Genomic DNA, 24025 nt, shown 5'->3' on the forward strand with positions numbered 1-24025 from the left:
CAACGGCGGTTCACGACCGCAGCAGTACCAAGCGCGGCATCAACCTACGATGTGGCGGTGGCCGCCTATAGATCAGGCGCGCTAAATGCGGTCGGGGCCCTGCTTGCGCGGATCGACAGCACGTGGCGGCGCATCGGCGACCCTACGCTCCAGGCGCGCGTGTGGCGGCCGGGACGTGACCACGCCGCCCTTGGAATTAGAGAATATAAAGGAAACCAGCTCACATGCGAGCGCCCCCCCTTCTTGCTGCCCTTTTCCTGGGTGTGAATCTTGTTCCCATACCGGGGCCCTCGTTCGCGCAACAGAACGAGGCGGCAGCGCTTACCGTCGCCGTAGCAACGCCGGTGGAACGCCGATGGCCCGAAACGGTCCCGGCCAGCGGCTGGCTGAAGCCCTGGCACGAAGCGATTATCGCCGCGGAAATCGATGGCCTGCGTGTGACCGATGTGCTTGTCGATGTCGGATCGGTCGTCTCGAAGGGTCAGGCCCTCGTTCGGCTTGCCGACGAGACGATACGCGCCGAGCTGCGCAAGGAAGAGGCCGCGTTGGCAAGCGCCAGGGCGGACCTCGCCAAGGCAAGGGCAAATGCCGATCGGGCACGCAAGGTGCAGGGGAGCGGCGCACTTTCGGACGAGAAGATCAACGAATACCTGATCGCGGAGCAGACAGCGATCGCGGGTGTCGAATCTGCTGAAGCCTTGCTGGAAAGGCAGAAAATCAAGCTGGCCCAGACGACTATCCTGGCCGCCGACGACGGGCTGATCACATCCCGCTCGGTCCAGCTCGGCGCCGTCGTATCTTCAGGCACGGAGCTGTTCCGCCTCATCCGCCAGCAGCGCGTCGAATGGCAGGCGGAAGTATCGGCACGCTATTTGCCTCGCATCCGGGAAGGTCTGACCACCACGATCGTAGAATCCGGGGACCGACGCGTCAAAGGAACCGTTCGGCTTGTCGGACCGACGGTCAGCACCGATACCGGACGGGCGCTGGCCTATGTGGCGCTGCCGGCGGAGGCACATCTGCCCATCGGCCTTTACGTCACCGGCCAGATCGAACTTGAGACCACGGCGGCGCTCGCCGTGCCCGAGACGGCGCTCGTCCTGCGTGACGGCATCGCTTACGTCTTCACCGTGGACGCAGACAGGCGCGCCTCACGCGTTCGGGTGGAAACCGGCCGCCGCAACGGCAGCGAAGTGGAAATCCTCTCGGGCCTCGACCGCTCGACCGAGGTCGTGATGACGGGCGGCGCCTACCTTTCCGACAAGGCCTTCGTCCGGGTGACCGGAGACGCGCTCGTCCAGCTCGAAGAGGGACAATGGCGATGAACTTTTCCGCCTGGTCAATCCGCAATCCGGTTCCCCCCATACTCCTGTTCATCCTGCTGACCGTCGGCGGCCTCATCGCCTTCGACCGGCTCGCGGTCCAGAATTTTCCCGACATGGACCTGCCGACCATTCAGGTCAGCGCCACACTCGAAGGTGCAGCGCCAGCCCAGCTGGAAACAGAAGTCGCACGCAAGATCGAAGACAGGCTGGCCTCGCTGAGCCTCCTCGACCACATCACGACGACTGTCACGGACGGGTCGGTCTCCATCAACGTCTCGTTCCAGCTGGGAAAGGACAGCGAGGAAGCGCTGAACGAAGTGCGCAATGCCGTCGACAGCGCCAGCGGCGACCTCCCCTCGGTGATGCAGACACCGGGCGTGACGAAGGTGACGGTGCAGGGCTCCACTCTCCTTACTTATGCGGTGCGGTCCGCGCGCCTCAACGAGACGGAACTCTCCTGGTTCATCGACAACGACATGACGAAGGCTTTGCTCTCCGTATCCGGCGTCGGCGAGGTCAGCCGGATCGGCGGTATCGAGCGTGAAGTGCACATCGATCTCAACCCCCAGCTCATGAGCGCGCTCGGCCTCAGCGCTGCCACCGTTTCCTCTCAGCTCAAATCCGTGCAGTCAGACACCTCGGGCGGCCGCGCGGAGATCGGCGGAGCCAAGCAGGGGATGCGCACGCTGGGCGCGGTTTCCTCGATCGAGGAACTGAAGTCGCTCGCAATCCCGCTTCCAAGCGGCGAGCTGGTGCGGCTGGACGAGATCGGCACAGTAACGGACAGCTTTGCCGACAGGTCGTCGATCGCCTATCTGGATGGCGAACCCGTGATCGCTGTCGAGGTCAAACGATCGAACGGCTTCTCGGATACGGGCGTCGCGTCCGCCATCGAAGTGGCTATGCAGGACTTTGCCGCCGCCAACCCTGATGTCGAGATCGTCGAGGCCTTCAGCACGGTCGGGCCAATCATTGAAAACTACGACGGCTCGATGCACATGCTCTACGAGGGCGCAATCCTGGCGGTCGTGGTGGTCTGGCTCTTCCTGCGCGACGGGCGGGCAACCTTGCTTTCGGCTGTGGCGCTGCCGCTCTCGGTCATCCCGACTTTTCTGGTGATGTATCTTGCGGATTTCAGTCTCAACACGGTGACGCTGCTGGCGCTCTCGCTCGTGGTCGGCATCCTCATCGACGATGCCATCGTCGAGATCGAGAACATTGCGCGCCACCTGCAAATGGGGAAATCGCCGAAGAAGGCTGCGCTCGAGGCCGCCGACGAGATCGGCCTTGCCGTCATCGCCACGACCCTGACGCTCGTCGCGGTCTTCCTGCCGACCGCCTTCATGAGCGGCATTCCGGGCCTGATTTTCCGCCAGTTCGGCGTCACCGCAGCCGTGGCGGTCCTCGCCTCGCTGGTCGTCGCGCGCCTGCTAACGCCGATGATGGCCGCCTACCTGATGAAGGCGCATCCAGTCGAGATGGGAGACGGCCGGATCATGCGTGCCTATATTGCCCTCGTCAAAAACTGCCTGCGTCATCGCAAGCTGACCATCCTCGGCGTCTGCATATTCCTCGGGCTCTCGCTCTCGACGATCACCATGCTCGGCTCCGGCTTCCTGCCCGCATCGGACGACGCCCAGACGCAGGTCAGACTGACGCTTCAACCCGGCAGCACGATCGAACAGACCGACGCCATGACGCGGCTGGCGGCAGATATGGTTTCCGGTCTGCCGGAGGTGAAGCGCGTGTACTCCGCCGTCGGAAGCACATCGTCGAGTGATCTGATCGATTCCTCCACAACCAGGGATACGGCGACCGCCTCGCTCGTCGTCGATCTGACGAAGATCGGCGAACGCAGCCGCAAGCAGGCCGAGATCGAAAACGAGATCCGGCAGGCGCTCGCCGTTCTCCCGGGCGTCAGGATCGAGGTGGGCACGGGCGGCAACGGTACGACGTTGGACATCACGCTCGCCAGCGACGATTCCGATGCGCTCGATCAGGCGGCGGGCGCACTCGAAGACCAGCTGCGCAGCCTTCAGGGCATCGGCATGGTGACCTCCAGCGCCTCCCTGCAGGCCCCGGAAGTCCAGATCGTACCGGACCTCAACCGTGCCGCTGCCCTCGGTGTCACGGCAGAAGCGATCTCCGAGGCGGTGCGCGTGGCCACGAGCGGAGACTATTCCTCCTCGCTCGCCCAGCTCAACCTGCCGCAACGCCAGCTTCCCATCCGCGTCCGGTTCGATCCTGATAACCGGACGACGCTTGCCGACATCGCCAATCTCCGCGTTGCCGGTGCCAGGGGCAGTGTCGATCTCGGCTCGGTCGCCGACATCCGCATCGGCGGCAGCCCGTCGCAGATCAGCCGCATCGACCGCTCGCGAAACGTCACGCTGTCGGTCGAACTCAACGGCCGCATCCTTGGCGACGTCTATCGCGAGGCGCAGTCGCTGCCTGCCCTCCAGAGCCTTCCAGACGGCGTCAAGCTCGTTGAGCAGGGCGAACTGCAGCGCAGTTCCGAGCTTTTCGACAACTTCACCGTCGCCATGGCGATCGGCGTCTTCTGCATCTATGCAGTGCTGGTCCTGCTATTCCATGATTTCCTTCAACCGCTGACGATCCTCATGGCGCTTCCACTGTCTCTGGGCGGCGCCCTGCTGCCGCTGGTGCTGACGGGCACGAGCTTCTCCATGCCTGTGCTGATCGGTCTCCTCATGCTGATGGGCGTGGTGACGAAGAACTCCATTCTGCTGGTAGAATATGCGATCATGTCGCGGCGCGCGGGCCTCTCGCGCTTCGACGCCCTGGTCGACGCATGCCACAAGCGCGCTCGCCCGATCGTCATGACGACGATCGCCATGGGCGGCGGCATGCTTCCGGTAGCCTTGAGCCTCAGCGGCGGCGATCCGAGCTTCCGTCAACCGATGGCGATCGTCGTCGTCTGCGGCCTGATGACATCGACCGTCCTCAGCCTCGTCGTTATCCCCGTCATATTCAGCTTCATCGACGACTTCCTGCTGCTTCTGAAGCGGCTGTTCCGTCGTGAAACGGTTGTCCTCTCGCAAAGGAACGGGTGATGTCAGCACGCTTGCCTAACGGCCGCTCTGCTTGCCGATTTTTCAGAGCGTTACTGGGCATCGCGGTGGTGCTTTCCAATGAACCCGTCCCGGCCGAAGAAAATCTCGCCGGCGTCATTGCATCTCCGACAGTTGTTGTGCCGAAGGAGACTGTGGCGGAACCGCAGCAACAAAATTAAACACAATTGTTGCTGACAATCGTAGTGCGAACCAGGCTAAATAGTAAGCTGGACTCCGACACAAATGGCCAGCCTATGAATACCCTCGTGAGCAACGTTCCTGTTCAATCGTCATCCCGAATCCTCGTCGTTGAGGACGATCGGGATATCGCGAGCATGCTGATCGATCTCATGACGGAGGCGGGTTACGCCGTCCAGGCAGTTGGATCGGCGGTTGAAATGGACCGTGTCCTCAAAAAGAAGGGCTTCGACCTTATCGTCCTGGATGGAATGCTGCCGGGTGAGGACGGTTTCAGCATATGCAGACGGATCCGGTCGTTTGATACAATACCCATCCTGATGCTCACCGCGCGAACGAAAGAGATAGACAGGGTCGTTGGATTGGAACTGGGAGCCGACGACTACGTTACAAAGCCGTTTAAAACCAGGGAACTCTTGGCGAGAATAAAGGCGCTTCTGCGTCGATCGTCGTATTCAGCGCAGTTCAAGCCAAAGCAGGAGCCGATGACGTTTGCGGGCTGGCGGATCGACCCGGTCACCCGAGAATTGACAGACCGTGACGGTTTTCATGTGTCGCTCACGACGGCTGAGTTTGATGTACTGCTGGTGTTTTGCCAGAACCCCCGAAAGGTAATGAACCGCCAGGAGATACTCGCCCTCACCCACGCAGGCTCTGCGGGACCAGTGGAACGCAGCATTGATGTACACGTCAGTCGTGTCCGGCAAAAGATCGAACCGAATTACAAGGATCCGACATTCATCAAAACTGTGCGTCTGGGCGGGTATGTCTTTACTCCGGAGGTTGCGATAGCACCATGATTGATCGCTTCCGCAAGGCGTCCATACGAACACAATTCATGGTGTTCGCATCTATTCCTGTTCCTTTGATCGTCATCTGTATTATTGCGATTCTACCCGAGCCGTTCATTTTCCAAAATGAGAAAATGCTTATGGTCAAAGGCGCTCAAATCGAGTTGCTTGTGAATCAAGTCAGAAGCGCCAGAAATGACGGCGAAGTCGAGAATCTGGTGAGGGCAAGCGCCTCCAGCGGTCTCGAATTGAAGATTCTGCCATGGAGCGATGTCAGCAGGGAAGCGGCGCGTCAAACGGACGACCATCTCATCTCGGACGGACTTCAAGACGTCCTCCCTGCCGATTTAGAAGCGGTAGTCCTTGAGAACACTTCGGATGGCGAGGGACACAGCACACTTGCGGTGCGCCTTGATGCGCTGCGTGCTCTCGTAATCGGGTTCGCCGGTGCCGATATTTCCCCCTCGTCTTTCAGCGCAGTCGTCGAGTTCATTGCCAAAGCCAACATCCTGATGCTGCCGATGCTCCTCCTGGTGCTCTATATAAGTCGCATGGTCACCTCGCCTCTCGTTCGCTTTGCCGACGCGGCAAAGCGCCTGCGTCTTGACGGCAACGAAGAAGAACAGTTCACCGCCGAGGGCGCCAAGGAACTTCGCACGCTCGCGACGGCGCTCAACAACATGCGTCACCGTATTCGAAAAATGGTCGATGACCGAACGCGGATGCTGACAGCTGTGAGCCATGATCTTAGGACGCCACTGACACGACTGCGGATGCGCGTGGAGCGCTCGAAGGATCCCGCGTCCAGGGAAGCGATGCTCGCGGATATCGACAACCTCACCACCATGATCGAGGAAAGCCTCCAATATTTGAGTAGCACCGCTACAGTCGAAGCTTTCCGAAAGGTCGATATTTCAAGTCTCCTGCGGACGATCACGTGGGAATTTCGCGATCTCGGGCACAATGTAATTTACTGCGGACCTGAGCGGTTTGGATATTTGTGTCAACATAAAGCTCTCATACGCGCTATCACCAATATCACGGAGAACGCGGTAAGGTTCGGCACGAAGGTGGCTGTCGAACTGCGCAATAGCTCGCAAGGTGGAGCGGTCATCACTGTGAGCGACAACGGCCCCGGCCTTGAAGAAGGGCTCCAGGATAGAGTCCTGGAGCCCTTCTTCAAGGCCGACGAAGCCCGGTCACGAGATTCCAACAGCGGTTTTGGACTGGGGCTTTCGATCGCAGACGAAATCCTAAAAAGCCACGGTGGCTCGTTGTTACTTGAGAACATATTGCCGCATGGTCTGCGAGTAACGATACAATTGCCGCCGGCTCAGCTTGTTCAACGCCGAAGCAGCATGGCAGCCGCTGGGACAGGAGAAGCGCTCGGTCAAAAGGCGCTTGCCAAGGGGAGCTAGCCGACCGATTGAGCGGTTCCGGGGCCGCCTGCGGGGGCCAGCGTGACCCTCCTTGCAGATTCCCTGCGTGACTTAGGCGCTTCAACGCGCGGTCACCGCAGCATAACTTAACATGTCTTAAAACACAGAAATACGTCCTGCGCCTATCTGGGTAAGCGAAACTTCAGCCCTCAGGAGCGAGCCGTATGTGTATTCGATATCCAAGCCAGGCGGTTGACAGGCTGCTGGAAACAATTGACCTCAGTAGCGTCTACCTCGCCACCCTTATGGGGTGGTCTCTTCCAGTCTTGCCGTCCTATGTTCTTCTCCCGGCAATCGGACATTCAGGCGTCGCTGACCTTGTTTTGCGTCGTGTTTTCTCCACCGCCAGGGTTGTTGTGGGAATTCCTGGTCCACACCTCATCGGTAACTGGTGGTTTAGGCACGACCGCTACGCCACGGCGCCAGAAACGACTGGAACGGCTAAAGGGCAGCAAACTTTTGAGGCAGACCAGTGAGCAATGTTTCGCTTTCCACTGTCCAACTCACCCGCATCAACATCCTTCGAAGCCTCGCATTCTTATATTTCGGCGGTGTCTGTATCAGTCAGTCGTCCTGGCCGAGCGATGGCTTGGCTCACACGATTTTGGCCTCGGCAGGTCTCGTCGCAACATTTGTCGCGATTTTCGGGCGCATCTGGTCGACGTTATACGTGGGCGGACGGAAAAGTGTCACCTTGGTCATGGACGGACCATATTCCATGACGCGCAATCCACTCTACTTCTTCAGTCTGGTGGGGATAGCTGGTATCGGGGCGCAAACGGGCAGTATCTTGGCGCTGCTAATTTTCGTCACGACAGCCCTCGTCGTGTTTACGGCAACCGTCGCTCAGGAAGAGAAGTTCCTGCAGGAGCGTTTTGGAGCAGTCTTTCAAGACTATGTTGCTTCGACACCAAGGCTGCTTCCGAGGCCATCCCTCTGGCGTGACACGGACGAACTGGAAATAAAGCCCCGAAACTTTCTCAGGACGCTACGGGACGGTTCTATTTTCCTTGTCCCGTGGCCGGTCTTTGAGCTCATCGAAGCCGGACAGGGCAATGGAGTCCTGCCAGTTCTTGTTCGTCTTCCCTTTTGAAAAGCGAACCGAAGCATGAAGGCGGTTTCAACCACGACAACAACACGTTTATCGTCATGGCCAGGGCGAATTCCTCTCTCATCAAGGCACAGACACGCAGCGCGCTGGTGGCCACGTACGTTTATGCTCAAAAAAACGGAATTCGCTTCCGTGTGGCCTCGATCGCTACGCAGGTGGCCTACAACATGACCGATCCATTCAACACCAACTACATGCGTGCGGTCTACAACCTCGGATACGCAAAAATGGCGAGCAACGCCCTATGGAAAGATAGGCCCTCGTTTCCGACACGCTCATGGCCACACAGGCAGCGCATTGGCGATAGCCGCACCGGCCTTCCCTCACCCAACAGGAGAACGACATGTCACATTCCCGGATCGGCTTGGTAGCCACCCAACCGTGCTATCGACCGATTATGTCCGCTCTCCTTTCGTTGTCGCTTATGTCGATTGTCGCAGGGTGCGCTGCCGTGCCGCTCGAACAGGCGAATTCGCTGGCATCCTATGACGGTTTGACGTCAAACAACGGGCGTTTGACCAAGGCAAATTATAAGGTCGCTTCAACCGACCTGGTTACTACCAGAACGATCTACATCGAGCCAACGAAGGTTTCAGGCGCTGCAGCGCAATCCATCAAGAAATTCTCCGATCAGGCCTTGGTGGCGAATGTGATCAGCCGTGCCCTCTGCGTCGGTGTCAGCGATCGTTTCGCAGTTGTCGAGAGGAAAGAGGATGCGGATCTCGTTGTCCACGCAACCGTCACCCACATCGTGCCGACCAATGCCACGGTGGCCGGTCTGTCGACTGTAGCTTCACTGGGAGCCAACTTCGTTGTTCCTGTGCCCGTCCCGAGGCTGCCCATGGGACTTGGAGGTCTTTCGGTGGAGGCCGAGGCAACGACGAGGGACGGCAAACAAGTGGGTGCGATGGTATGGGCCAAGGGAGCAAACTTCGTGACCACCAATGCGCGCGTTTCGCAGATTGGAGATGCCTATTCACTTGCGGCGAGCTTCGGCAGTGATTTTTCCAAGATGCTCGTCACTGGCAAGACGCCTTTCAGGGGGCTCCCAAAAATCCCGTCCGGGCAGAGAATCAAATCCGGTCTTGGTGGAAAACCGAAATACCCCGCTTGCGAGAAATTTGGCCGGTCGCCCGGTCTGATAGACTTTGCAGCCTCTCAGGTCGGGATGCCGCCGTCCTGGACCGACAAACAGCCTCCGGCCCAGAGCCAGTAGAAACGAGACGACGAGCAAATGCTTCAAGTCTCCAAGAACTGCGTCGCACCGAGGCGCCGGTTTTTCCCACGGTTGGGGCGCCTATGCCGAATTCGCTGAAAGTCGGAAAGGTCAGCTGAAACCGGGCTTCGTCGCCTCGTCGTCTGCGACCATGATCTTCAGGCCATCGAACCCGACGAGTTGGTCACTGTCGCTCCACGCTACACCATCTGTGAGGGGCGGCTCACCTACGCAGCGTGAGCGGCAGCACACGCGCCCTAACCGTGAACTTGAGTTCGGGGAGCTTGACGACCGAGAGAGTGTATGATTGGATAAATGGATACAAAAATATTTCGGTGCTCCATGCCCTCTTCCTTCTCCGCAGAACTCCGCGCTTCCGCCACCGCAGAGGAGGAGGCGTATCGCCACATCCAGCGTGCTCTCCGACTTGGCCGCTACAAGCCGGGCGATCGTTTAATTCCTGAGGACATCGCAGCCGAGATTGGCATGAGCCGCATGCCGGTGCGAGAGGCGTTCCGGCGGCTGGCTTCCGACGGGCTCGTGGTTCTGCGGCCCAATCGCGGCTGCATCGTCGCCGGGCTCACCGTTGATGAACTCTACGAGACTTTCGAAATGCGTTCCGTGCTGGAGGGGCTTGCCGTCAGATTGGCAATGCCACGGATCGATGAGGACGAACTTGAAGAACTCGAGCGCCTCCTCGAGCGCATGGAACGTGCAGGCAGGAGTGGCAGCAATGACTGGGTGGTTCGGCACCAGGAATTTCACGGCAGGATATGTGCGCTGAGCCAAAGGCCCAAGCTCATGCACCAGATCGCGGCACTGCACGCGGTAATCGAACCCTATATGCGCATCTGGTTCGACTATGTCGAAAAGCCGCTGTCCGCCCGCGACGAGCATGCCGCATTGATCGCGGCCTTGCGCTCCGGCGATGCGCGTCATGCCGAACAGGTGATGCAGGATCATATTCTCGACACGGCTCCGATACTGGTCGAGTTCGTGACTCCGAGCCGGCGACAAACGCCGGCCGGAGAGAAATAGCTTCAAACCGGCAAGGAGACCGGGTGCAGGCGGCGGGAACAGCTAGATCAGCGTTACAAAAGGGGAACTGACATGAAAATTCATCGACTGGCCGCGGTTGCGGCTGTACTTGGTATGCTCGGCTTTGGCCAGACCGCCCTCGCACAGGACGCTCCAAAGGCGATTACCATCGCCACCGAAGGCGCCTATGCGCCCTGGAACTTCACCACAGCCGACGGCAAGCTCGACGGTCTGGAGATCGAACTGGCCAATGACCTCTGCACGCGCATGAAGATCAAATGCGCGATCATCGCGCAGAACTGGGACGGGCTCATTCCGTCGTTGCAGGTCGGCAAGTTCGACCTGATCATGGCGGGCATGTTCATCACGCCCAAGCGGCTCGAGACCATAGACTTTACCCAGCCCTACGCGGTCGATCCGGGTGGGTTCGCTGTCGCCAAGGACAGCGAGCTCGGCAAGCTCGGTCTTTCCGCGGAAAAATTCAATCTGGGCGACGAGGCTGCATCCATGGCCGCGATCGAGAAGCTGAAGCCGATGCTGAAGGGCAAGGTGGTCGGCGCACAATCGGCCACGATGATGCTCGAGTTCGTGAAGAAATATTTCGGCGACACGGTGGAGATCCGCGAGTACAAGACGACCGAGCAACATGACCTCGACCTCGCCGCGGGCCGGATCGACGCGCTCTTCGCGCAGCAGACGGCGCTCGCCGCAACACTCTCGAAACCCGAATTTGCCGATTACACCTTGGCCGGACCCGGCTTTGTCGGCGGCATGTTCGGATTGGGAACGGGCGCTGGCCTGCGCAAGGAAGACACCAAGCTCAAGGAGATGTTGAACGCGGCAATCGACGAGGCGATCGCCGATGGCACCATCAAGCGTATCTCGGAGAAATGGGTGAAGACGGATGTGACGCCGGTCAAGTAGGCGCGGGCGGACCTGTCCGGCGGAGCGGCGCGAGCCGTTTGCGCCGGGCAGCGCGCTGAAAGGCTATGACGTAGATGACACATTTTATGCATCTCTTGGGCCTGGAACAGGGCGGCTGGGGCGCCGCTCTGCTTCTCGCATCCGGTGTTACGCTTGCGCTGTCCGTTCTCGGATTTCTCCTAGGCGCGGTCTTCGGTGCCGCAGCCGCCGCGGGGCGGGCCTCTTCCCGCCGCATCCCCGCCTGGCTCGCCCATGTCTACGGCACCGTATTCCGCGGTGTGCCAGACCTGCTGACGATCTACCTGCTCTACTACGGCGGCAGCATCGCCCTGACACAGATTGGCAAGTTTTTTGGCAGCGCCGGCTTTGTCGGACTGCCGACTTTTGCTACCGGTGTCCTGGCGATCGGGGTCATATCGGGCGCCTATCAGGGGGAGGTCTATCGCGGCGCCTTCCAGGCCGTGGATCGCGGCCAGTTCGATGCCTGCAAGGCGCTCGGCCTCAACCGATCGCAATCGCTGCGCCTCGTCATAGTGCCGCAACTCATGCGCCACGCCCTACCGGGGCTCGGCAATGTCTGGCAGCTCGTACTGAAGGACTCGGCGCTGATCTCCGTCATCGGCCTCGTCGAACTGATGCGGCAGGCGCAGATCGGCGCCGGCTCCACGCGGGAGCCCTTCATCTTCTATGTTGCCGCCGCGGTGCTCTACTTCGTTATCGCCGCCGTGACCGCTTCCGTCTTCCGTTATGGCGAGGCGCGGGCCTGGAGAGGCATGGTCCACGCATGATCGACTTCGTCTTCTTTCTCGAGATCATTCCCGTCCTGCTCGCTGGCCTGCCGTTGACCCTGCAGTTGACCGCAGCCTCGATGGGCATCGGCTTCCTGCTGGCTCTGCTGCTCGCGCTCGCCCAACAGGGAAATAACCGGATCGTGGTCTGGCCCATCCGGGCCTTCGTCGCGGTCTTTCGCGGAACACCCCTGCTGGTGCAGATCTTTCTTATTTATTACGGCCTCGGCCAGTTTCGGCCGTGGCTTCAGTCGATCGGGATCTGGTCGCTGTTCCGCGAGCCCTACTGGTGCGCCATCGTCGCGCTCAGTCTCAATGAAGCTGCCTATGGAAGCGAGATCCTGCGCGGCGCGATAAAGTCTGTGCCGCGCGGCCTGGTTGAGGCAGCGACAGCCTCCGGCATGTCGAAGCTGCTCACGCTGCGCCTGATCATACTGCCTCTGGCGCTGCGCCAGGCGATCCCGAACTACAGCAACGAGATCATCCTCATGGTCAAGGGCACGTCTGTGGCCTCGATCATCACCCTGATGGAAGTCACCGGCATCGCTCAAGACCTGATTTCGCAAACCTATCGCGCCGTCGAGGTCTTCGTGGCCGCCGGCGCGCTCTATCTCACCCTCAACTTTGCAATCATCTCGGCGCTGAATGCCCTCGAAACCCGGCTTACGCCGTATCGGGCGAGAGCCTGAGACAGGCCCTGCCGACAATGACCAGGAGAACGAACCAAATGCGCAACTTCGAGAAGCCGACGCGATCCGTTGCCGTGTCGCGCCACGCGATGGCGGCGACCTCGCACCCTTCGGCAACGCTTGCGGCGCTGCAGGTCATGGAGGCTGGCGGCAATGCCATGGATGCTGCCATCGCCGCCTGCGCGGTGCAATGCGTCGTCGAACCGGGCTCGACCGGCATCGGCGGCGACTGTTTTGCGCTCTATGCGCCCGACGGGTCGGACAAGGTCATTGCCTATAATGGCTCGGGCCGCACGCCGGCCGCGCTGACGGCCGAATGGTTCGAGGAGCGAGGGCTGACAGAGGTCCCACGCCAGTCGCCCTCGGCGGTAACAATACCCGGGGCGATCGACGCATGGACACGCCTGCACGCCGATCACGGTCGGCTCTCTTTTGCTGACGTCCTTGCACCGGCCATCCGATTTGCCGAAGAAGGCTATGCGATCACGCCGCGGGTCCATCGCGACTGGTCGATGGAGCAAGAGCTGCTTGCCGCCGACGCGACGGCAGCGCGGATCTTCCTTCCCGGCGGGCGGGTCCCAAGGATCGGCGAAGTGCACAGGCAGCCGGAACTGGCGGAAACCCTGAAGCGCATCGCTGCCGAGGGTCGCGACGGCTTCTATAGCGGCCCAGTCGCCGAGGACATGGTCGCCTATCTGCGTTCTCTGGGCGGGCTCCACACGATGGATGACTTCGCCGAGGCGCGCGGCGAATATGTAACCCCGGTCACCACCGACTTTCGCGGCTATACGATTCACGAATGCCCGCCCAACGGCCAGGGCATCATCGCACTCCTGATCCTCAACATCCTGAGCCGCTTCGAAGCCAAGGGTAACCCGCAATCGCCGGACCGGCTGCACATCGAGATCGAGGCGACGCGGCTTGCCTATGCCGCCCGCGACGCCTGGATCGCCGATCCGGACAAGGCGGAAGTACCGGTGGACCAATTACTCTCGGACGCGCTGGCCGGCCGGCTTGCGGCAATGATCGATCTTAACAAAGCGCTAACCGACCTGCCGCCGTTCGAAATGCCGCTTCATCGCGACACCGTCTATATCTCGGTCGTCGACCGCGACCGCAATGCCGTGAGCTTCATCAACTCGATCTTCGACAGTTTCGGCACCGGCCTTGTCGCACCCCGCTCGGGCGTTATCCTGCACAATCGAGGCCAGAGCTTCTCGCTCAAGCCGGGTCACCCGAACCGTGTCGGCCCCTCGAAGCGGCCGTTGCACACGATCATCCCGGGCATGGTGACCCGCAACGGCCGGGTGGAGATGCCCTTCGGCGTGATGGGCGGCTATTATCAGGCACTGGGCCATGCCCACCTGATCTCCAAGATCCTCGATTACGGCATGGACATGCAGGAGGCGATCGACCTGCCGCGCGTGATGCCGACATCCGATGGCACGAGGGTGGAGGCCGAACACACGATCGACGGCGCAACGAAGGCGGAACTCGAACGGCGGGGCTTCACCTTCTCTCCGGCGGAGGACCCGATCGGCGGAGCACAGGCGATCCGCATCGACTGGGAGAACGGAACCCTGATCGGCGCGTCGGAACCACGGAAAGACGGAATAGCGCTGGGAATCTGAGGATTTCGGCCCTCAAAACTAGGTTGCACCAGCTTGAAGGAACGATATGGCACGCGCAATCCTCGTGATCGATGTCCAGAAAGTCTATACCGACCCGGCTTCGCCGTTGCATTGCGTCGGCAATGGCGACGTGATCGCCAACATCAACGCTATCGTGGCCGCGGCGGAAACGGCGGGTGACCTCGTGGTTCAAATCCGCCATGTCCATCGCGCGGATGGTTCGGATGCCGGCCGGATGTTCGATTTCAGCGGCGAGCCCGGCGAGATCGGGTTTGTCGCAGGCACTGAAGAGGTCGAGGATGACCCGAGGCTCAAGATTGCTGCCGGCGCCCTGTCCATCAGCAAGCAACGCTATTCCTCCTTCATCGGCACGGGTCTCGACCGGATGCTGCGGGAGCGGTCGGTAGACCGGATCGTCGTCACCGGGTTCATGACGAATTTCTGCTGCGAGGCAACCGCGAGGCATGGGCATGATCTCGACTTCTTCGTGGATTTCCCCATCGACGCGACCGGGTCCCCCGGCCTGTCGGATGCGGCAACACAGGACGCAATCAAGGCGGCGACTGCCGCGACGCTGGCCGCGGGCTTCGCAAGGGTCATGACGACAGCGGAATGGCTGGCAGGATCCTGAGCCCGATGAATGAACACAAAGCGCCTCCCCCGGCTCCACACTTCGAATGGATGACAGAAAGACCATGATCAAACGCAATCTGGGCCGGTCCGGTCTCTCCATCGCGCCGCTGGTACTGGGCGGCAATGTCTTCGGCTGGAACGTCGACGAACGAACAGGATTCCGACTGCTCGACGCCTTCGTCGATCACGGCTTCAACGCCATCGACACGGCCGATGTCTATTCCAACTGGGCACCCGGCAATTCCGGCGGCGAATCCGAATCGATGATCGGCCGCTGGCTAAAGGCCCGGCCAGGCATGCGTGAGCGGGTGGTGATCTTCACGAAGGTGGGTTCCGACATGGGCGGCGCCGGCCAAAAGGGACTGTCGCAGAAGTGGATCCTTGAAGCCGCCGAGCACTCCCTCCGCCGACTCGGAACTGGCGTCATCGACCTCTACTTCGCCCATGTACCCGATCCCGACATACCTCAGGAGGAGACGCTCTCGGCCTTCGGCACGCTCATCGAGGCCGGCAAGGTCCGGTCGATCGGCGCATCGAACTTCGATGCAGGCCAGTTGCGGGAGGCACTGGCGCGGTCCGGCAGCGGCCTGCCCCGCTACACGGTCCTGCAGCCCGAATACAATCTTCACGACCGTTCGGGCTTCGAAGGGCCGATGCAGGAACTCTGCGTGCAGGAAGGCATCGCCGCGGTCACCTATTTCAGCCTCGCCTCGGGCTTTCTCAGCGGAAAGTATCGCGGCAGAGCGGACCTGTCGCGTTCGGTCCGTGGGGAGGATGTCGAGAAGTATTTTACGCCCCGCGGCTTCGCCATCCTCGACGCTCTTCAAGCGGTTGCGGATAGGCACGAGGCAAGCCTCAGCGAGATCGCGCTCGCCTGGCTGATGGTCCAGCCGGCGGTGGCAGCCCCGATTGCCTCGGCAACGAAGACCGAGCACATTGGCAGTTTTGCGCGCGCCGCCGCGCTGCAACTGACTGCCGAAGATCTTACGCAACTCGCCGCCTGATGCACCAGTCACCTGGCGAGAATTTCGTCCCACCAGAACGCGCGAGGTCCAGCCACCATGCTGCTGAGGAATATTGAGGCCGGGCTAAAACGCGTCAGCCTGGATCGCTACCTGCTCATCCTGATCCTGACGGTGGTGCTTGCCACCATCCTTCCCGCGCAGGGCGGGTTTGCGACGGTGCTGTCGAAGGCGACATTCTGGGCGGTAGCCCTTCTGTTCTTCCTGTACGGCGCCAAGCTTTCGCTGTCGGCGACACTGGCGGGATTGACGAACTGGAAGCTCCAGGCAGGCTGCCTGGCCTGCACCTACATGCTCTTCCCGGTGCTTGCGTTGGGCCTGTTCGGCGTCTCGCAAGCCTGGTTTCCGGCTGCGATCGGTCTCGGTTTCCTCTATCTCGGTTGTTTGCCCTCCACTGTGCAGAGTTCCATTGCATTCACGTCCGTTGCCGGCGGCAATGTTGCCGGCGCCTTGTGTGCGGCTTCGCTATCGAACCTGCTGGGCGTCGTGCTTTGCCCGCTCCTGCTCGCCGCAATGCTTCACACCAGTGGCGGCGCGGGCAACCCGGCGGACGCGGTCTGGAAGATTGCGCAGCAGATCCTTCTGCCATTCTTCCTGGGACAATTATTGCGTCCGCTATTGTCGAATTTCCTGAACCGGAACAAGCAGGCCACCATGATCGTCGATCGCGGCTCGATCCTGCTGATCGTCTATTCCGCCTTCTCGGCAGGTGTCGTCGCCGGGATCTGGCACCGCCTTTCCTGGTCCGACATCACCCTTCTTGTCATCCTTTGTGTTCTGCTGCTCGGTGTCGTGATGCCCATCGTCCTCAACGCGGGCTTGCTCGTGGGTATGCCGAGGGGCGATCGACTGGCACTTCTGTTTTGCGGTTCGACCAAGAGCCTGGCAACGGGATTGCCGATGGCTGGAATTCTGTTCGACACGGCCGAAATCGCGCTCATCGTACTGCCGCTGATGTTGTTCCACCTCATCCAGTTGTCGGTGCTGGCCGTGCTGTCCCAGCGCAGTGTCGTGAGCGTCCAGGCAGGCTAGGCCTTGCCATGCTCCGTCGTCGTGGCGACGAAGGTTGCAACAGAATGCTAGGACATGAACCGGCTTGGCTCCGTGCGTGCTGCTGAATGATGTCGATGTCCCATCAGTTCTCTACGACACCATGTGGGAGGAGAATGCCTAATAAGCAGGCGCCACGACCAAACAGGGGAGGATAGAGACCGGTAGCCCGTCAATGGTACCAGAGCAATTTGTTGATCACCTGTTTAGCGCAAGCGGTGACCAGAAGGCCATCGCGTTGGAGCATAAGAATGAGCGATTTGGAACTCTGCTATTTATCGGCCACCGACGCGCTCGCTGCGTTTCGGAACGGAAGTTTGTCGCCGGTCGAGCTTCTGAACGCACATTTGGCGCGCATTGCTGAGCTCGGCACCGACATTAACGCTTTTTCATTCCTCTATGCCGACGACGCGATTGCCGCGGCAAGAGAGGCTGAGCGGCGATACCGCAGCGGTGAGAAGGTGCGGCCACTGGAGGGTATTCCCGTGGCCATCAAAGACGAGAGCCTGATCGCTGGCAAGGTCACGACATTTGGTTCGCTGATCTTCAAAGACGAGGTCGCTTCCGTAACATCGCCGGTGAACGAGCATCTGATCAATGCCGGGGCGGTCATAATCGGCCGAACGACAACGCCTGAGTTTTCGTGCGCCGGCTTTACCCACTCGCGCCTGTGGGGCGTTACACGCAATCCCTGGAATCGTGACTTCACGACCGGCGGCTCCTCCGGCGGCTCCGCAGCGGCCCTGGCAGCGGGGTTCACGACGCTCGCTTCCGGTTCGGACATCGGCGGGTCCATTCGCATTCCTGCATCGGCTTGCGGATTGGTCGGCTACAAGCCGCCATATGGCCGGAATGCCGATCTCGCTCCCTTTGGCTTCGATTTTTACAACCATCCCGGTCCGCTTGCCCGCAGCGTTGCAGACTGCATCCTGATGCAAAACGTCATGAGTGGGCCACACCCTCTCGATGTGGTCTCTCTCCGCCCGAAAATCGAAATAGCGAACCAACCTGCAGACATGAAATCGAAGCGGATCGCCTACTCTATCGATCTCGGTTTCAAACAGGTGAGCAAGGATGTGCGGAAGAATACCCTGGAAGCAGTTGGCCGCTTCAGAGACATGGGCGCCAAAGTCGTTGAGGTAGATCTGGGCTGGACCCTGAGCGCCGAGGACGCTGCGCGAGATTATCTCGCGTCGATCTTCGGGACATGGGTGGCGCAATATCTCGACACGCATGGCGACGAGCTGAGCGGCTATACCCGCGCCTTCGCTGAAAGTGCTCGTGCCAAGGGAATGAGAGAGTACCTCAGATCTCTCGAGCTCGCCGGCGAGATGTACGGGACTTTTGGCCCGATGATGGAGAACTTTGACGCCTTCATTTGCCCAACCCTGGCGCTCCCGGCCGTTAGTGCGGATTTCGAGCCTTCGAACGGACTTCAGATCAACGGGCAGGATGTCGAGCCGATGCTCGGCTGGCTGATGACCCATCCTTTCAACACGCTCAGCCGTTGCCCCGTCGTCAACGTGCCCTCGGGGCGCGCTCCAAGCGGAGTGCCGACCGGAATTCAGATCGTTGGCAAGACCTATTGCGATCAGGACGTATTGGGCATCGCGCTTGCCTATGAAGCCGAAATTGGAGCATGGTACGGGAGCGACGAGCAGCGTCCGGTGTTGGGCTAGTTGCATTTCTGATTGTGATGGCCACGCGGCTCAGCTGTGACCGGCCCGGCCGAGCTGGTGCAGTATCGCAATGCTAAAGCTTCTCTCACGCATAGGCTTGACTGGGTTTATCAAAGTGTAACTGGAGGTACGCGGGACGTGTATTTTGAGACCACCTTCCATGACGCGGTGGAGCAAGAAACGTCCTTGCCGGGCTGGCGGCAAGAGTACCGACAAGTATCCACCGGCGGCTATGACGGTCGAACGGCGGCCATTCTGCTCCCCGGTGTGGAGATCTTGCGCGAGACCATCAGTGTCGGCACGGAACAGGCGTTTTCCGCGCCCGAAGGAAGCGTGATCTTCTATTACTACCCGAAACGCGACGAAAGCGAGTTGGTCCGCGGCGAGAAAGCGCTCGGGGTCTCTGGCTTCGCTCTAAATTGGACCAATCGCATCGGCTTCATGGATGCTGGTAGTGATTTGCTGATGCTGGTTCTTAGGCGCAACGCCATAGCGCAGGAAGTCCGCGACAACAAAGCACAACTTGTCGAGGCTCCATTGGTAGATTCGGCCTATCTCGCAGATTGGCTGTTGTCGCTGCTCGGAGCCGCGAGCCAACAATCATATCCTTACGCGAGGGAAGACTTCGACGACGTGCTCGCGGACGTCATTACGGATCGTTTCGAGCTTCTTTTCCAGAAAAGCGTCGTTTGCGAAACACCCCAAATAGCTGACGCCGAAAAAATTTATAAGAAAATCCGTGATAGGATTTTCGATGCGCCGGACAGGCCGCATACGGTAAGATCGCTGTCGCGTGACCTCGGTGTATCGGCCTTCGATCTCAGGGCTTCCTGCCAAAGTTTCTCGCAGATACCCCTCGAGAAGATGCTGACTTTGCTTCGACTTAACGGGGCGCGTCGCGACTTGCTGCGCGCCCGTTGCGCGCCGCGGAAGGTTTCGGACATCGCCATGGACTGGGGCTTCTTTCACTGGAGCCGCTTTGCACTCCGTTATAGGTCGCTTTTCGACGAGACGCCGTCTGAGACGCTGAGGGGTCAGAATTCACCAGCAACCCGCCACCACTGTGCTTGTTCTGCTCCTCATCACGAATGTGCGCAGCGTGGCGAGTACACCGGATTTGAATGATCAGAGGGAGACGCTCACGTCCCCCAACCTACTATCCCCTTGACCTCCATAAAGTCGCGAATTCCCCAATGGCTGTACTCGCGGCCATTCCCGGACTGTTTGTATCCACCGAACGGCGCATGTGTATCCCAAGGCGCGTAGTTGACGTAGACGGACCCGGCCCGCAGTTTCCGGGCGACAGCTCTCGCCCTCTCCACATCGCCGCCCTGCACGTAGGCGGCCAGACCATAGATCGAGTCGTTTGCAATTCGTACTGCATCCGCCTCCGTGTCATAGGGGATGATCGAGAGGACCGGACCAAAAATTTCCTCTCGGGCAATCGTCATCTCCGGCGTCACGCCGCCAAAGATCGTGGGCCTTACGTAATAGCCAACGTCCAGCCCCTCTGGCTTACCCAGGCCGCCTGCAACCAGAATGGCGCCCTCTTCTATGCCGACACCAATCAACCGCTGAATCTTGTCGAATTGCAGCTGGCTGATCACCGGCCCCATATCGGTATTTTCAGACAGGGGATCTCCGACGCGAGTGGCGGCCGCGGCCCGTTTCGCGATCTCGAGCGCCTCGGCATGGCGCTCGGCCGGGACCAGAAGGCGAGTCGGCGCGTCGCATGATTGGCCCGAATTGCTGAAACACGCTTCGATACCCTTGGTGACCGCGTCCTCCAGGTCAGCGTCAGCCAGCACGATATTGGCCGACTTTCCGCCCAGTTCCTGAGCCACGCGCTTGACCGTCTCCGCGGCCGTCTTGGCGACAATGATGCCTGCACGGGTCGATCCCGTGAAAGACACCATGTCGACCCGAGGATGACCTGCGAGATACTCTCCGACCACAGGCCCCGTGCCATTGATCAGGTTGAAGACGCCTTTGGGTACTCCAGCTTCTTCAAGCACTTCCGCGAAGATCATCGCGCTGAGAGGCGCCAGCTCGGATGGCTTAAGCACGACTGTACAGGCCGCTGCGAGAGCCGGCGCGACTTTGCACACGATCTGGTTCAGCGGCCAATTCCACGGCGTGATCAGCGCGCAAACGCCAATAGGCTCCCAGGTGATCATCGAGCTTCCGTTGTGCTCGTCGAAGCTGAATGCTTCAAGAGCGGCGATTGTCGACTCCAGATGAATCTGCCCCGCCCAGGCTTGCGCCTCGCGGGAAAATTTCAAGGGCGCACCGAGCTCCGTGGTGACGGCCTGCGCGATATCTTCGTAGCGATCGTTGTAGCATCGCAGAACGTTACGCAGGAGTTCCAACCTCTCGCTCTTGCTTGTTTGCGAGAAAGTCGGGGAAGCCTCGAAGGCCGCTTGCACCGCCAAGTCGGCATCTTCGGTGGTGCCCGTCGCGATCTGCATGAACGGATGTTCGTTTGCGGGATTGATCACGTCCATCCGGCCAGCGCCTCTCGGCATCACCCATTGTCCATCGATATAGAATTTCACTGCGTTGTCGGACTGCATGCTTGCTCCAGTAACTTTGTTGTTCGTTGCAGCCAGTGCCTTAACGGCGCGTGGCCTCCTCATAGCCGGAAAGAACCCCGACAACGTTCACGCCGACGTCTTCGACGGCATAGCCGCCCTCCAGGACGAACAGGGTTTTCGTCGCGAGGCCGGCCATGCGGGCGCCAATAAGAGGAAAATGGCTGTGCGAAAGTCGGAAGCGACTGATCGGATCACCCTCGAAGGTGTCAACGCCAAGAGAGATGATGACCACGTCAGGGCCAAACTGCCGGATGCCGGCAAGCGCGAATTCAAGCGCCCTCTCCCATTGCGTCCAGTCGGTGCCATCTGGAAGCGGTATGTTGAGGTTGTACCCTTCTCCGTTGCCGGAACCGCGTTCGTCCGCATAGCCAGCGAAGAACGGATAATCATTGCGGGGGTCGGCGTGAAGGCTGATAACCTGAACGTCACCGCGCTCGTAGAATATCTCTTGTGTGCCGTTTCCATGGTGATAGTCGATGTCGAGTATTGTCACTCGCGAAGCGCCAGCGTCCAGCAGGCGTTGCGCGGCGATGGCGGCATTGTTGAGGAAACAGTAGCCGCCATTGAAATCGGTTCCGGCGTGGTGGCCGGGGGGACGGCAAAGGGCAAAACAGGCCTGTTCCCCCTCGATGATCAAGTCCGCCGCAGTGAGGGCACTGTCGTGCGAAGCGTTAACGGCTTCCCAGGTGCCGTCGACAAAGCCTGTACTGGCATCGATCGAATATAGTCCAAGCAGCGCATCGATTGAATCGGGCGCAACATCCTTATACCTGCCTCTCGCAGGCCAAGCGTAGGGAAGAGCTGTACCCATGCGTCCGGCTTCCCGCCAAAGCCGCCACGCCGACGCCAGAAAATCGACATAGGCAGTCGTGTGAATCCGTTCGGCGGTCTCCAGGGATTGCGGCCGGGGGGCGAGGACGGGTCCAAGGCCCACCTCCTCGATCCGGCTCAATATGAACGTTGCGCGCGAGGTATTCTCATAACCTTCAACAACAGCGCCGTTGTAAAATTCGAACTGGCCCTGGTGTTCCTGTTGCCGCGGCGAGAAAATCGTTTTCATCGAGCATTACCCACGTTTCAAATACCCGGCCGGATGTGTGAGATTGAGAAGTCAGTTGATCTTCGTTCGCTGATTGACGGCGTAGATGCAGATGACGAGCGCCACGGAGATCACGAAGAACACGGCTGCTATCGCATTCACCTCGGGCGTAATCGTGCGACGGACCTGGCCAAGCATATAGGTCGGCAGCGTATCCTGGCCGGCCGTCTTTACGAATTCGGTGATCACGACGTCATCCAGCGAAGTGACGAAGGCGAGGATAAAACCCGCGAGGACGCCCGGGAAAAGCAGGGGCATCGTTACGAAGCGAAACGCGTTCCAAGGCGATGCGTACAGGTCTCCTGCAGCACGCTCCAGGCTGATATCCATCGTTTGAAGTCGGGCACGGATCGGAAGATAGGCGAACGGCACGCAGAACGCCGTGTGCGCCACGATCAGATATGTCAGACCCGTATAGCCGGTCCAGCCTCGAAGTGTAGCGCTTACAACCAGGAGCGCCACGGCAGTCACAATCTCAGGCACCATCAATGGAACCGAGATGACGCCGTAGGTGAACGTCCACCCCCGAAACCTTGGACCTCGGGTCATCGCCAAGGCAGCCAGCGTGGCCGCCGCTGTCGCCAGGACGGCGGATATGGCGGCAAGTTTCAGAGACAGGACAGAAGCCGCGATGACCTGTTGATTGTTGGCCGCGCTTTGAAACCAGCGAAGCGAAAAGCCTCCCCATTTCGCAGCGCTGGTCCCGGCGTTGAAAGCAAGAACGAGGGCCACGGCCAATGGCGCGTATAGAAAAATGAACGTGAGGATGGCCACGGCGCTGAAGCCGCGCTGATGGGTTACGGGGAAATTCTTAGCCATGTTCGTGCCCGCGGGTGTCGCCGTGACGGATATAGATGAGCAGGGCGACCATCACGATGCCCATAAGGGTCAGCGAAATAGCGGATCCGAACGGCCAGTCCCGACCTTGGCCGAACTGCAATTCGATGTAGTTGCCGATCATGAGATTTCTTCCACCGCCCAGCAGGATGGGGGTGACATAGGTACCGATTGAAGGGATGAAGACGAGAATGGAACCGGCAATGATGCCTGGCTTGGAAAGGGGTACGATGACTTCCCAAAGCACCTTGAATGGACGAGCGTAAAGGTCGGACGCCGCCTCGAGCAGGTTTCGATCCAGCCGTTCCAGGCTCGCATAAACAGGCAGGATCATCAGAGGAAGATACACATAGACCAGACCGAGGCAGATCGCGAAATTCGTGAACAGGATCTGGATCGGCGCAGATATCAATCCTGCCTTGAGCAGAAGGGTATTGATGATGCCTTCATTCCGGATGAGATCCTGTATGGCGAACGTGCGGATCAAGAGGTTTGTCCAGAAGGGAACGGTGACAAGTAAAAGCCAGACTTCACGGTTGAGTGGATTGCGTGTCGCGATGAAGTAAGCAGTCGGAAATCCTACGAGCAGGCACAGGAAAGTGGTCGCCAGCGACAAGGTAAGTGAGCGTAGCAGGATCTCGAGGTTCGTCCCAGACAGCGTCAGCGTGTCATCGAAAAGATCACGGTCAAAGAGTACGCGCGTCCAGGCATCGAACGATGGTGTGAAATTCACGCCGCCCGTCGGACCGGGGGTCAAAAACGAGAAAATCACGATTACCAGAAGCGGTGCGATCGCACCGATTATGACGACCAACATCGCAGGACTAATCAGAAGCCATCGCGTTCGGCTCTCTGTTTTCAACCGTGTGGATTCGAGGCTTGCCATC

21 protein-coding genes are annotated in these 24025 nt (G+C 59.9%); 17 read left to right on the forward strand and 4 right to left on the reverse strand.

Features of this window, described 5'->3' with window-relative positions; translation table 11 throughout:
• The first annotated feature begins 224 nt into the window (after nucleotides 1-224).
• From JNB71_RS06830 to JNB71_RS06910, 17 genes are all read left to right on the forward strand, one after another.
• Entirely contained in the window at nucleotides 225-1325 is a 1101-nt protein-coding gene (locus JNB71_RS06830; protein WP_220371025.1) for an efflux RND transporter periplasmic adaptor subunit, read from the forward strand.
• Entirely contained in the window at nucleotides 1322-4399 is a 3078-nt protein-coding gene (locus JNB71_RS06835; RefSeq protein WP_220371176.1) for an efflux RND transporter permease subunit, read from the forward strand. The genes JNB71_RS06830 and JNB71_RS06835 overlap by 4 nt, the downstream gene beginning before the upstream one ends.
• Nucleotides 4399-4578, forward strand: a complete 180-nt coding sequence (locus JNB71_RS06840) for a hypothetical protein (protein WP_220371026.1) — start codon at nucleotides 4399-4401, stop codon at nucleotides 4576-4578. Before JNB71_RS06835 ends, JNB71_RS06840 begins: the two co-directional genes overlap by 1 nt.
• A gap of 75 nt (nucleotides 4579-4653) precedes the next feature.
• On the forward strand, nucleotides 4654-5397 hold the full coding sequence (locus JNB71_RS06845; RefSeq protein ID WP_220371027.1) for a response regulator: 744 nt from the start codon (nucleotides 4654-4656) through the stop codon (nucleotides 5395-5397).
• On the forward strand, nucleotides 5394-6806 hold the full coding sequence (locus JNB71_RS06850) for a sensor histidine kinase (protein ID WP_220371028.1): 1413 nt from the start codon (nucleotides 5394-5396) through the stop codon (nucleotides 6804-6806). The genes JNB71_RS06845 and JNB71_RS06850 overlap by 4 nt, the downstream gene beginning before the upstream one ends.
• Before the next feature lie 493 nt (nucleotides 6807-7299).
• On the forward strand, nucleotides 7300-7920 hold the full coding sequence (locus JNB71_RS06855; RefSeq protein WP_220371029.1) for a methyltransferase family protein: 621 nt from the start codon (nucleotides 7300-7302) through the stop codon (nucleotides 7918-7920).
• A gap of 361 nt (nucleotides 7921-8281) precedes the next feature.
• Nucleotides 8282-9154 carry a DUF3313 domain-containing protein gene (locus JNB71_RS06860; RefSeq protein ID WP_223215757.1) on the forward strand — a complete coding sequence of 291 codons (873 nt, stop codon included), beginning with the start codon at nucleotides 8282-8284 and terminating at the stop codon, nucleotides 9152-9154.
• 342 nt (nucleotides 9155-9496) lie between these two features.
• On the forward strand, nucleotides 9497-10192 hold the full coding sequence (locus JNB71_RS06865) for a GntR family transcriptional regulator (protein WP_220371030.1): 696 nt from the start codon (nucleotides 9497-9499) through the stop codon (nucleotides 10190-10192).
• 72 nt (nucleotides 10193-10264) lie between these two features.
• Nucleotides 10265-11116 carry a transporter substrate-binding domain-containing protein gene (locus JNB71_RS06870; protein WP_220371031.1) on the forward strand — a complete coding sequence of 284 codons (852 nt, stop codon included), beginning with the start codon at nucleotides 10265-10267 and terminating at the stop codon, nucleotides 11114-11116.
• A gap of 74 nt (nucleotides 11117-11190) precedes the next feature.
• A complete protein-coding gene (locus JNB71_RS06875; RefSeq protein ID WP_220371032.1) occupies nucleotides 11191-11904 on the forward strand; it encodes an ABC transporter permease in 714 nt (237 codons plus the stop codon).
• Nucleotides 11901-12593, forward strand: coding sequence for an ABC transporter permease (locus JNB71_RS06880; RefSeq protein WP_220371033.1), 693 nt, complete (start codon nucleotides 11901-11903; stop codon nucleotides 12591-12593). Before JNB71_RS06875 ends, JNB71_RS06880 begins: the two co-directional genes overlap by 4 nt.
• A gap of 38 nt (nucleotides 12594-12631) precedes the next feature.
• Nucleotides 12632-14224 carry a gamma-glutamyltransferase gene (gene ggt, locus JNB71_RS06885; protein WP_220371034.1) on the forward strand — a complete coding sequence of 531 codons (1593 nt, stop codon included), beginning with the start codon at nucleotides 12632-12634 and terminating at the stop codon, nucleotides 14222-14224.
• A gap of 46 nt (nucleotides 14225-14270) precedes the next feature.
• Entirely contained in the window at nucleotides 14271-14855 is a 585-nt protein-coding gene (locus tag JNB71_RS06890) for a cysteine hydrolase family protein (protein ID WP_220371035.1), read from the forward strand.
• Nucleotides 14856-14919: 64 nt separating this feature from the next.
• Nucleotides 14920-15861: an aldo/keto reductase gene (locus tag JNB71_RS06895; RefSeq protein WP_220371036.1), complete on the forward strand. Its 942-nt coding sequence runs from the start codon at nucleotides 14920-14922 to the stop codon at nucleotides 15859-15861.
• Between the two features lie 57 nt (nucleotides 15862-15918).
• Nucleotides 15919-16911: a bile acid:sodium symporter family protein gene (locus JNB71_RS06900; RefSeq protein WP_220371037.1), complete on the forward strand. Its 993-nt coding sequence runs from the start codon at nucleotides 15919-15921 to the stop codon at nucleotides 16909-16911.
• 269 nt (nucleotides 16912-17180) lie between these two features.
• Nucleotides 17181-18608 (forward strand): amidase, encoded by a 1428-nt coding sequence (locus tag JNB71_RS06905; protein ID WP_220371038.1) that lies wholly within the window; start codon nucleotides 17181-17183, stop codon nucleotides 18606-18608.
• A 138-nt stretch (nucleotides 18609-18746) separates the two neighbouring features.
• Complete coding sequence (locus tag JNB71_RS06910) at nucleotides 18747-19733, forward strand: helix-turn-helix domain-containing protein (protein ID WP_220371039.1); 987 nt, start codon at nucleotides 18747-18749, stop codon at nucleotides 19731-19733.
• A 14-nt stretch (nucleotides 19734-19747) separates the two neighbouring features.
• Here JNB71_RS06910 and JNB71_RS06915 read toward each other — a convergent pair whose 3' ends face one another.
• From JNB71_RS06915 to JNB71_RS06930, 4 genes are read right to left on the reverse strand one after another with little or no spacing between them, the layout of a single operon-like run.
• Nucleotides 19748-21181 (reverse strand): aldehyde dehydrogenase family protein, encoded by a 1434-nt coding sequence (locus tag JNB71_RS06915; protein ID WP_220371040.1) that lies wholly within the window; start codon nucleotides 21179-21181, stop codon nucleotides 19748-19750.
• A gap of 40 nt (nucleotides 21182-21221) precedes the next feature.
• On the reverse strand, nucleotides 21222-22262 hold the full coding sequence (locus JNB71_RS06920; RefSeq protein WP_220371041.1) for a histone deacetylase family protein: 1041 nt from the start codon (nucleotides 22260-22262) through the stop codon (nucleotides 21222-21224).
• Between the two features lie 51 nt (nucleotides 22263-22313).
• Nucleotides 22314-23120, reverse strand: a complete 807-nt coding sequence (locus tag JNB71_RS06925) for an ABC transporter permease (RefSeq protein ID WP_220371042.1) — start codon at nucleotides 23118-23120, stop codon at nucleotides 22314-22316.
• The gene (locus JNB71_RS06930; RefSeq protein WP_220371043.1) at nucleotides 23113-24024 is read right to left on the reverse strand and encodes an ABC transporter permease; all 912 of its coding nucleotides are present in this window, start codon (nucleotides 24022-24024) and stop codon (nucleotides 23113-23115) included. Before JNB71_RS06930 ends, JNB71_RS06925 begins: the two co-directional genes overlap by 8 nt.
• Nucleotide 24025: the final 1 nt, after the last annotated feature.

The organism is Rhizobium herbae, from assembly GCF_019511375.1.
Lineage (GTDB): Bacteria > Pseudomonadota > Alphaproteobacteria > Rhizobiales > Rhizobiaceae > Pararhizobium > Pararhizobium herbae_A.

Excerpts from the sequence above, each read along its gene's own strand:
- JNB71_RS06865 (WP_220371030.1), top strand. The coding sequence starts at position 9,497 with ATGCCCTCTTCCTTCTCCGCAGAACTCCGCGCTTCCGCCACCGCAGAG.
- JNB71_RS06930 (WP_220371043.1), bottom strand. The coding sequence starts at position 24,024 with ATGGCAAGCCTCGAATCCACACGGTTGAAAACAGAGAGCCGAACGCGA.
- JNB71_RS06900 (WP_220371037.1), top strand. The coding sequence starts at position 15,919 with ATGCTGCTGAGGAATATTGAGGCCGGGCTAAAACGCGTCAGCCTGGAT.
- JNB71_RS06890 (WP_220371035.1), top strand. The coding sequence starts at position 14,271 with ATGGCACGCGCAATCCTCGTGATCGATGTCCAGAAAGTCTATACCGAC.
- JNB71_RS06835 (WP_220371176.1), top strand. The coding sequence starts at position 1,322 with ATGAACTTTTCCGCCTGGTCAATCCGCAATCCGGTTCCCCCCATACTC.
- JNB71_RS06830 (WP_220371025.1), top strand. The coding sequence starts at position 225 with ATGCGAGCGCCCCCCCTTCTTGCTGCCCTTTTCCTGGGTGTGAATCTT.
- ggt (WP_220371034.1), top strand. The coding sequence starts at position 12,632 with ATGCGCAACTTCGAGAAGCCGACGCGATCCGTTGCCGTGTCGCGCCAC.
- JNB71_RS06845 (WP_220371027.1), top strand. The coding sequence starts at position 4,654 with ATGAATACCCTCGTGAGCAACGTTCCTGTTCAATCGTCATCCCGAATC.
- JNB71_RS06920 (WP_220371041.1), bottom strand. The coding sequence starts at position 22,262 with ATGAAAACGATTTTCTCGCCGCGGCAACAGGAACACCAGGGCCAGTTC.
- JNB71_RS06840 (WP_220371026.1), top strand. The coding sequence starts at position 4,399 with ATGTCAGCACGCTTGCCTAACGGCCGCTCTGCTTGCCGATTTTTCAGA.
- JNB71_RS06860 (WP_223215757.1), top strand. The coding sequence starts at position 8,282 with ATGTCACATTCCCGGATCGGCTTGGTAGCCACCCAACCGTGCTATCGA.
- JNB71_RS06880 (WP_220371033.1), top strand. The coding sequence starts at position 11,901 with ATGATCGACTTCGTCTTCTTTCTCGAGATCATTCCCGTCCTGCTCGCT.
- JNB71_RS06850 (WP_220371028.1), top strand. The coding sequence starts at position 5,394 with ATGATTGATCGCTTCCGCAAGGCGTCCATACGAACACAATTCATGGTG.
- JNB71_RS06870 (WP_220371031.1), top strand. The coding sequence starts at position 10,265 with ATGAAAATTCATCGACTGGCCGCGGTTGCGGCTGTACTTGGTATGCTC.
- JNB71_RS06925 (WP_220371042.1), bottom strand. The coding sequence starts at position 23,120 with ATGGCTAAGAATTTCCCCGTAACCCATCAGCGCGGCTTCAGCGCCGTG.
- JNB71_RS06895 (WP_220371036.1), top strand. The coding sequence starts at position 14,920 with ATGATCAAACGCAATCTGGGCCGGTCCGGTCTCTCCATCGCGCCGCTG.
- JNB71_RS06905 (WP_220371038.1), top strand. The coding sequence starts at position 17,181 with ATGAGCGATTTGGAACTCTGCTATTTATCGGCCACCGACGCGCTCGCT.
- JNB71_RS06915 (WP_220371040.1), bottom strand. The coding sequence starts at position 21,181 with ATGCAGTCCGACAACGCAGTGAAATTCTATATCGATGGACAATGGGTG.
- JNB71_RS06875 (WP_220371032.1), top strand. The coding sequence starts at position 11,191 with ATGACACATTTTATGCATCTCTTGGGCCTGGAACAGGGCGGCTGGGGC.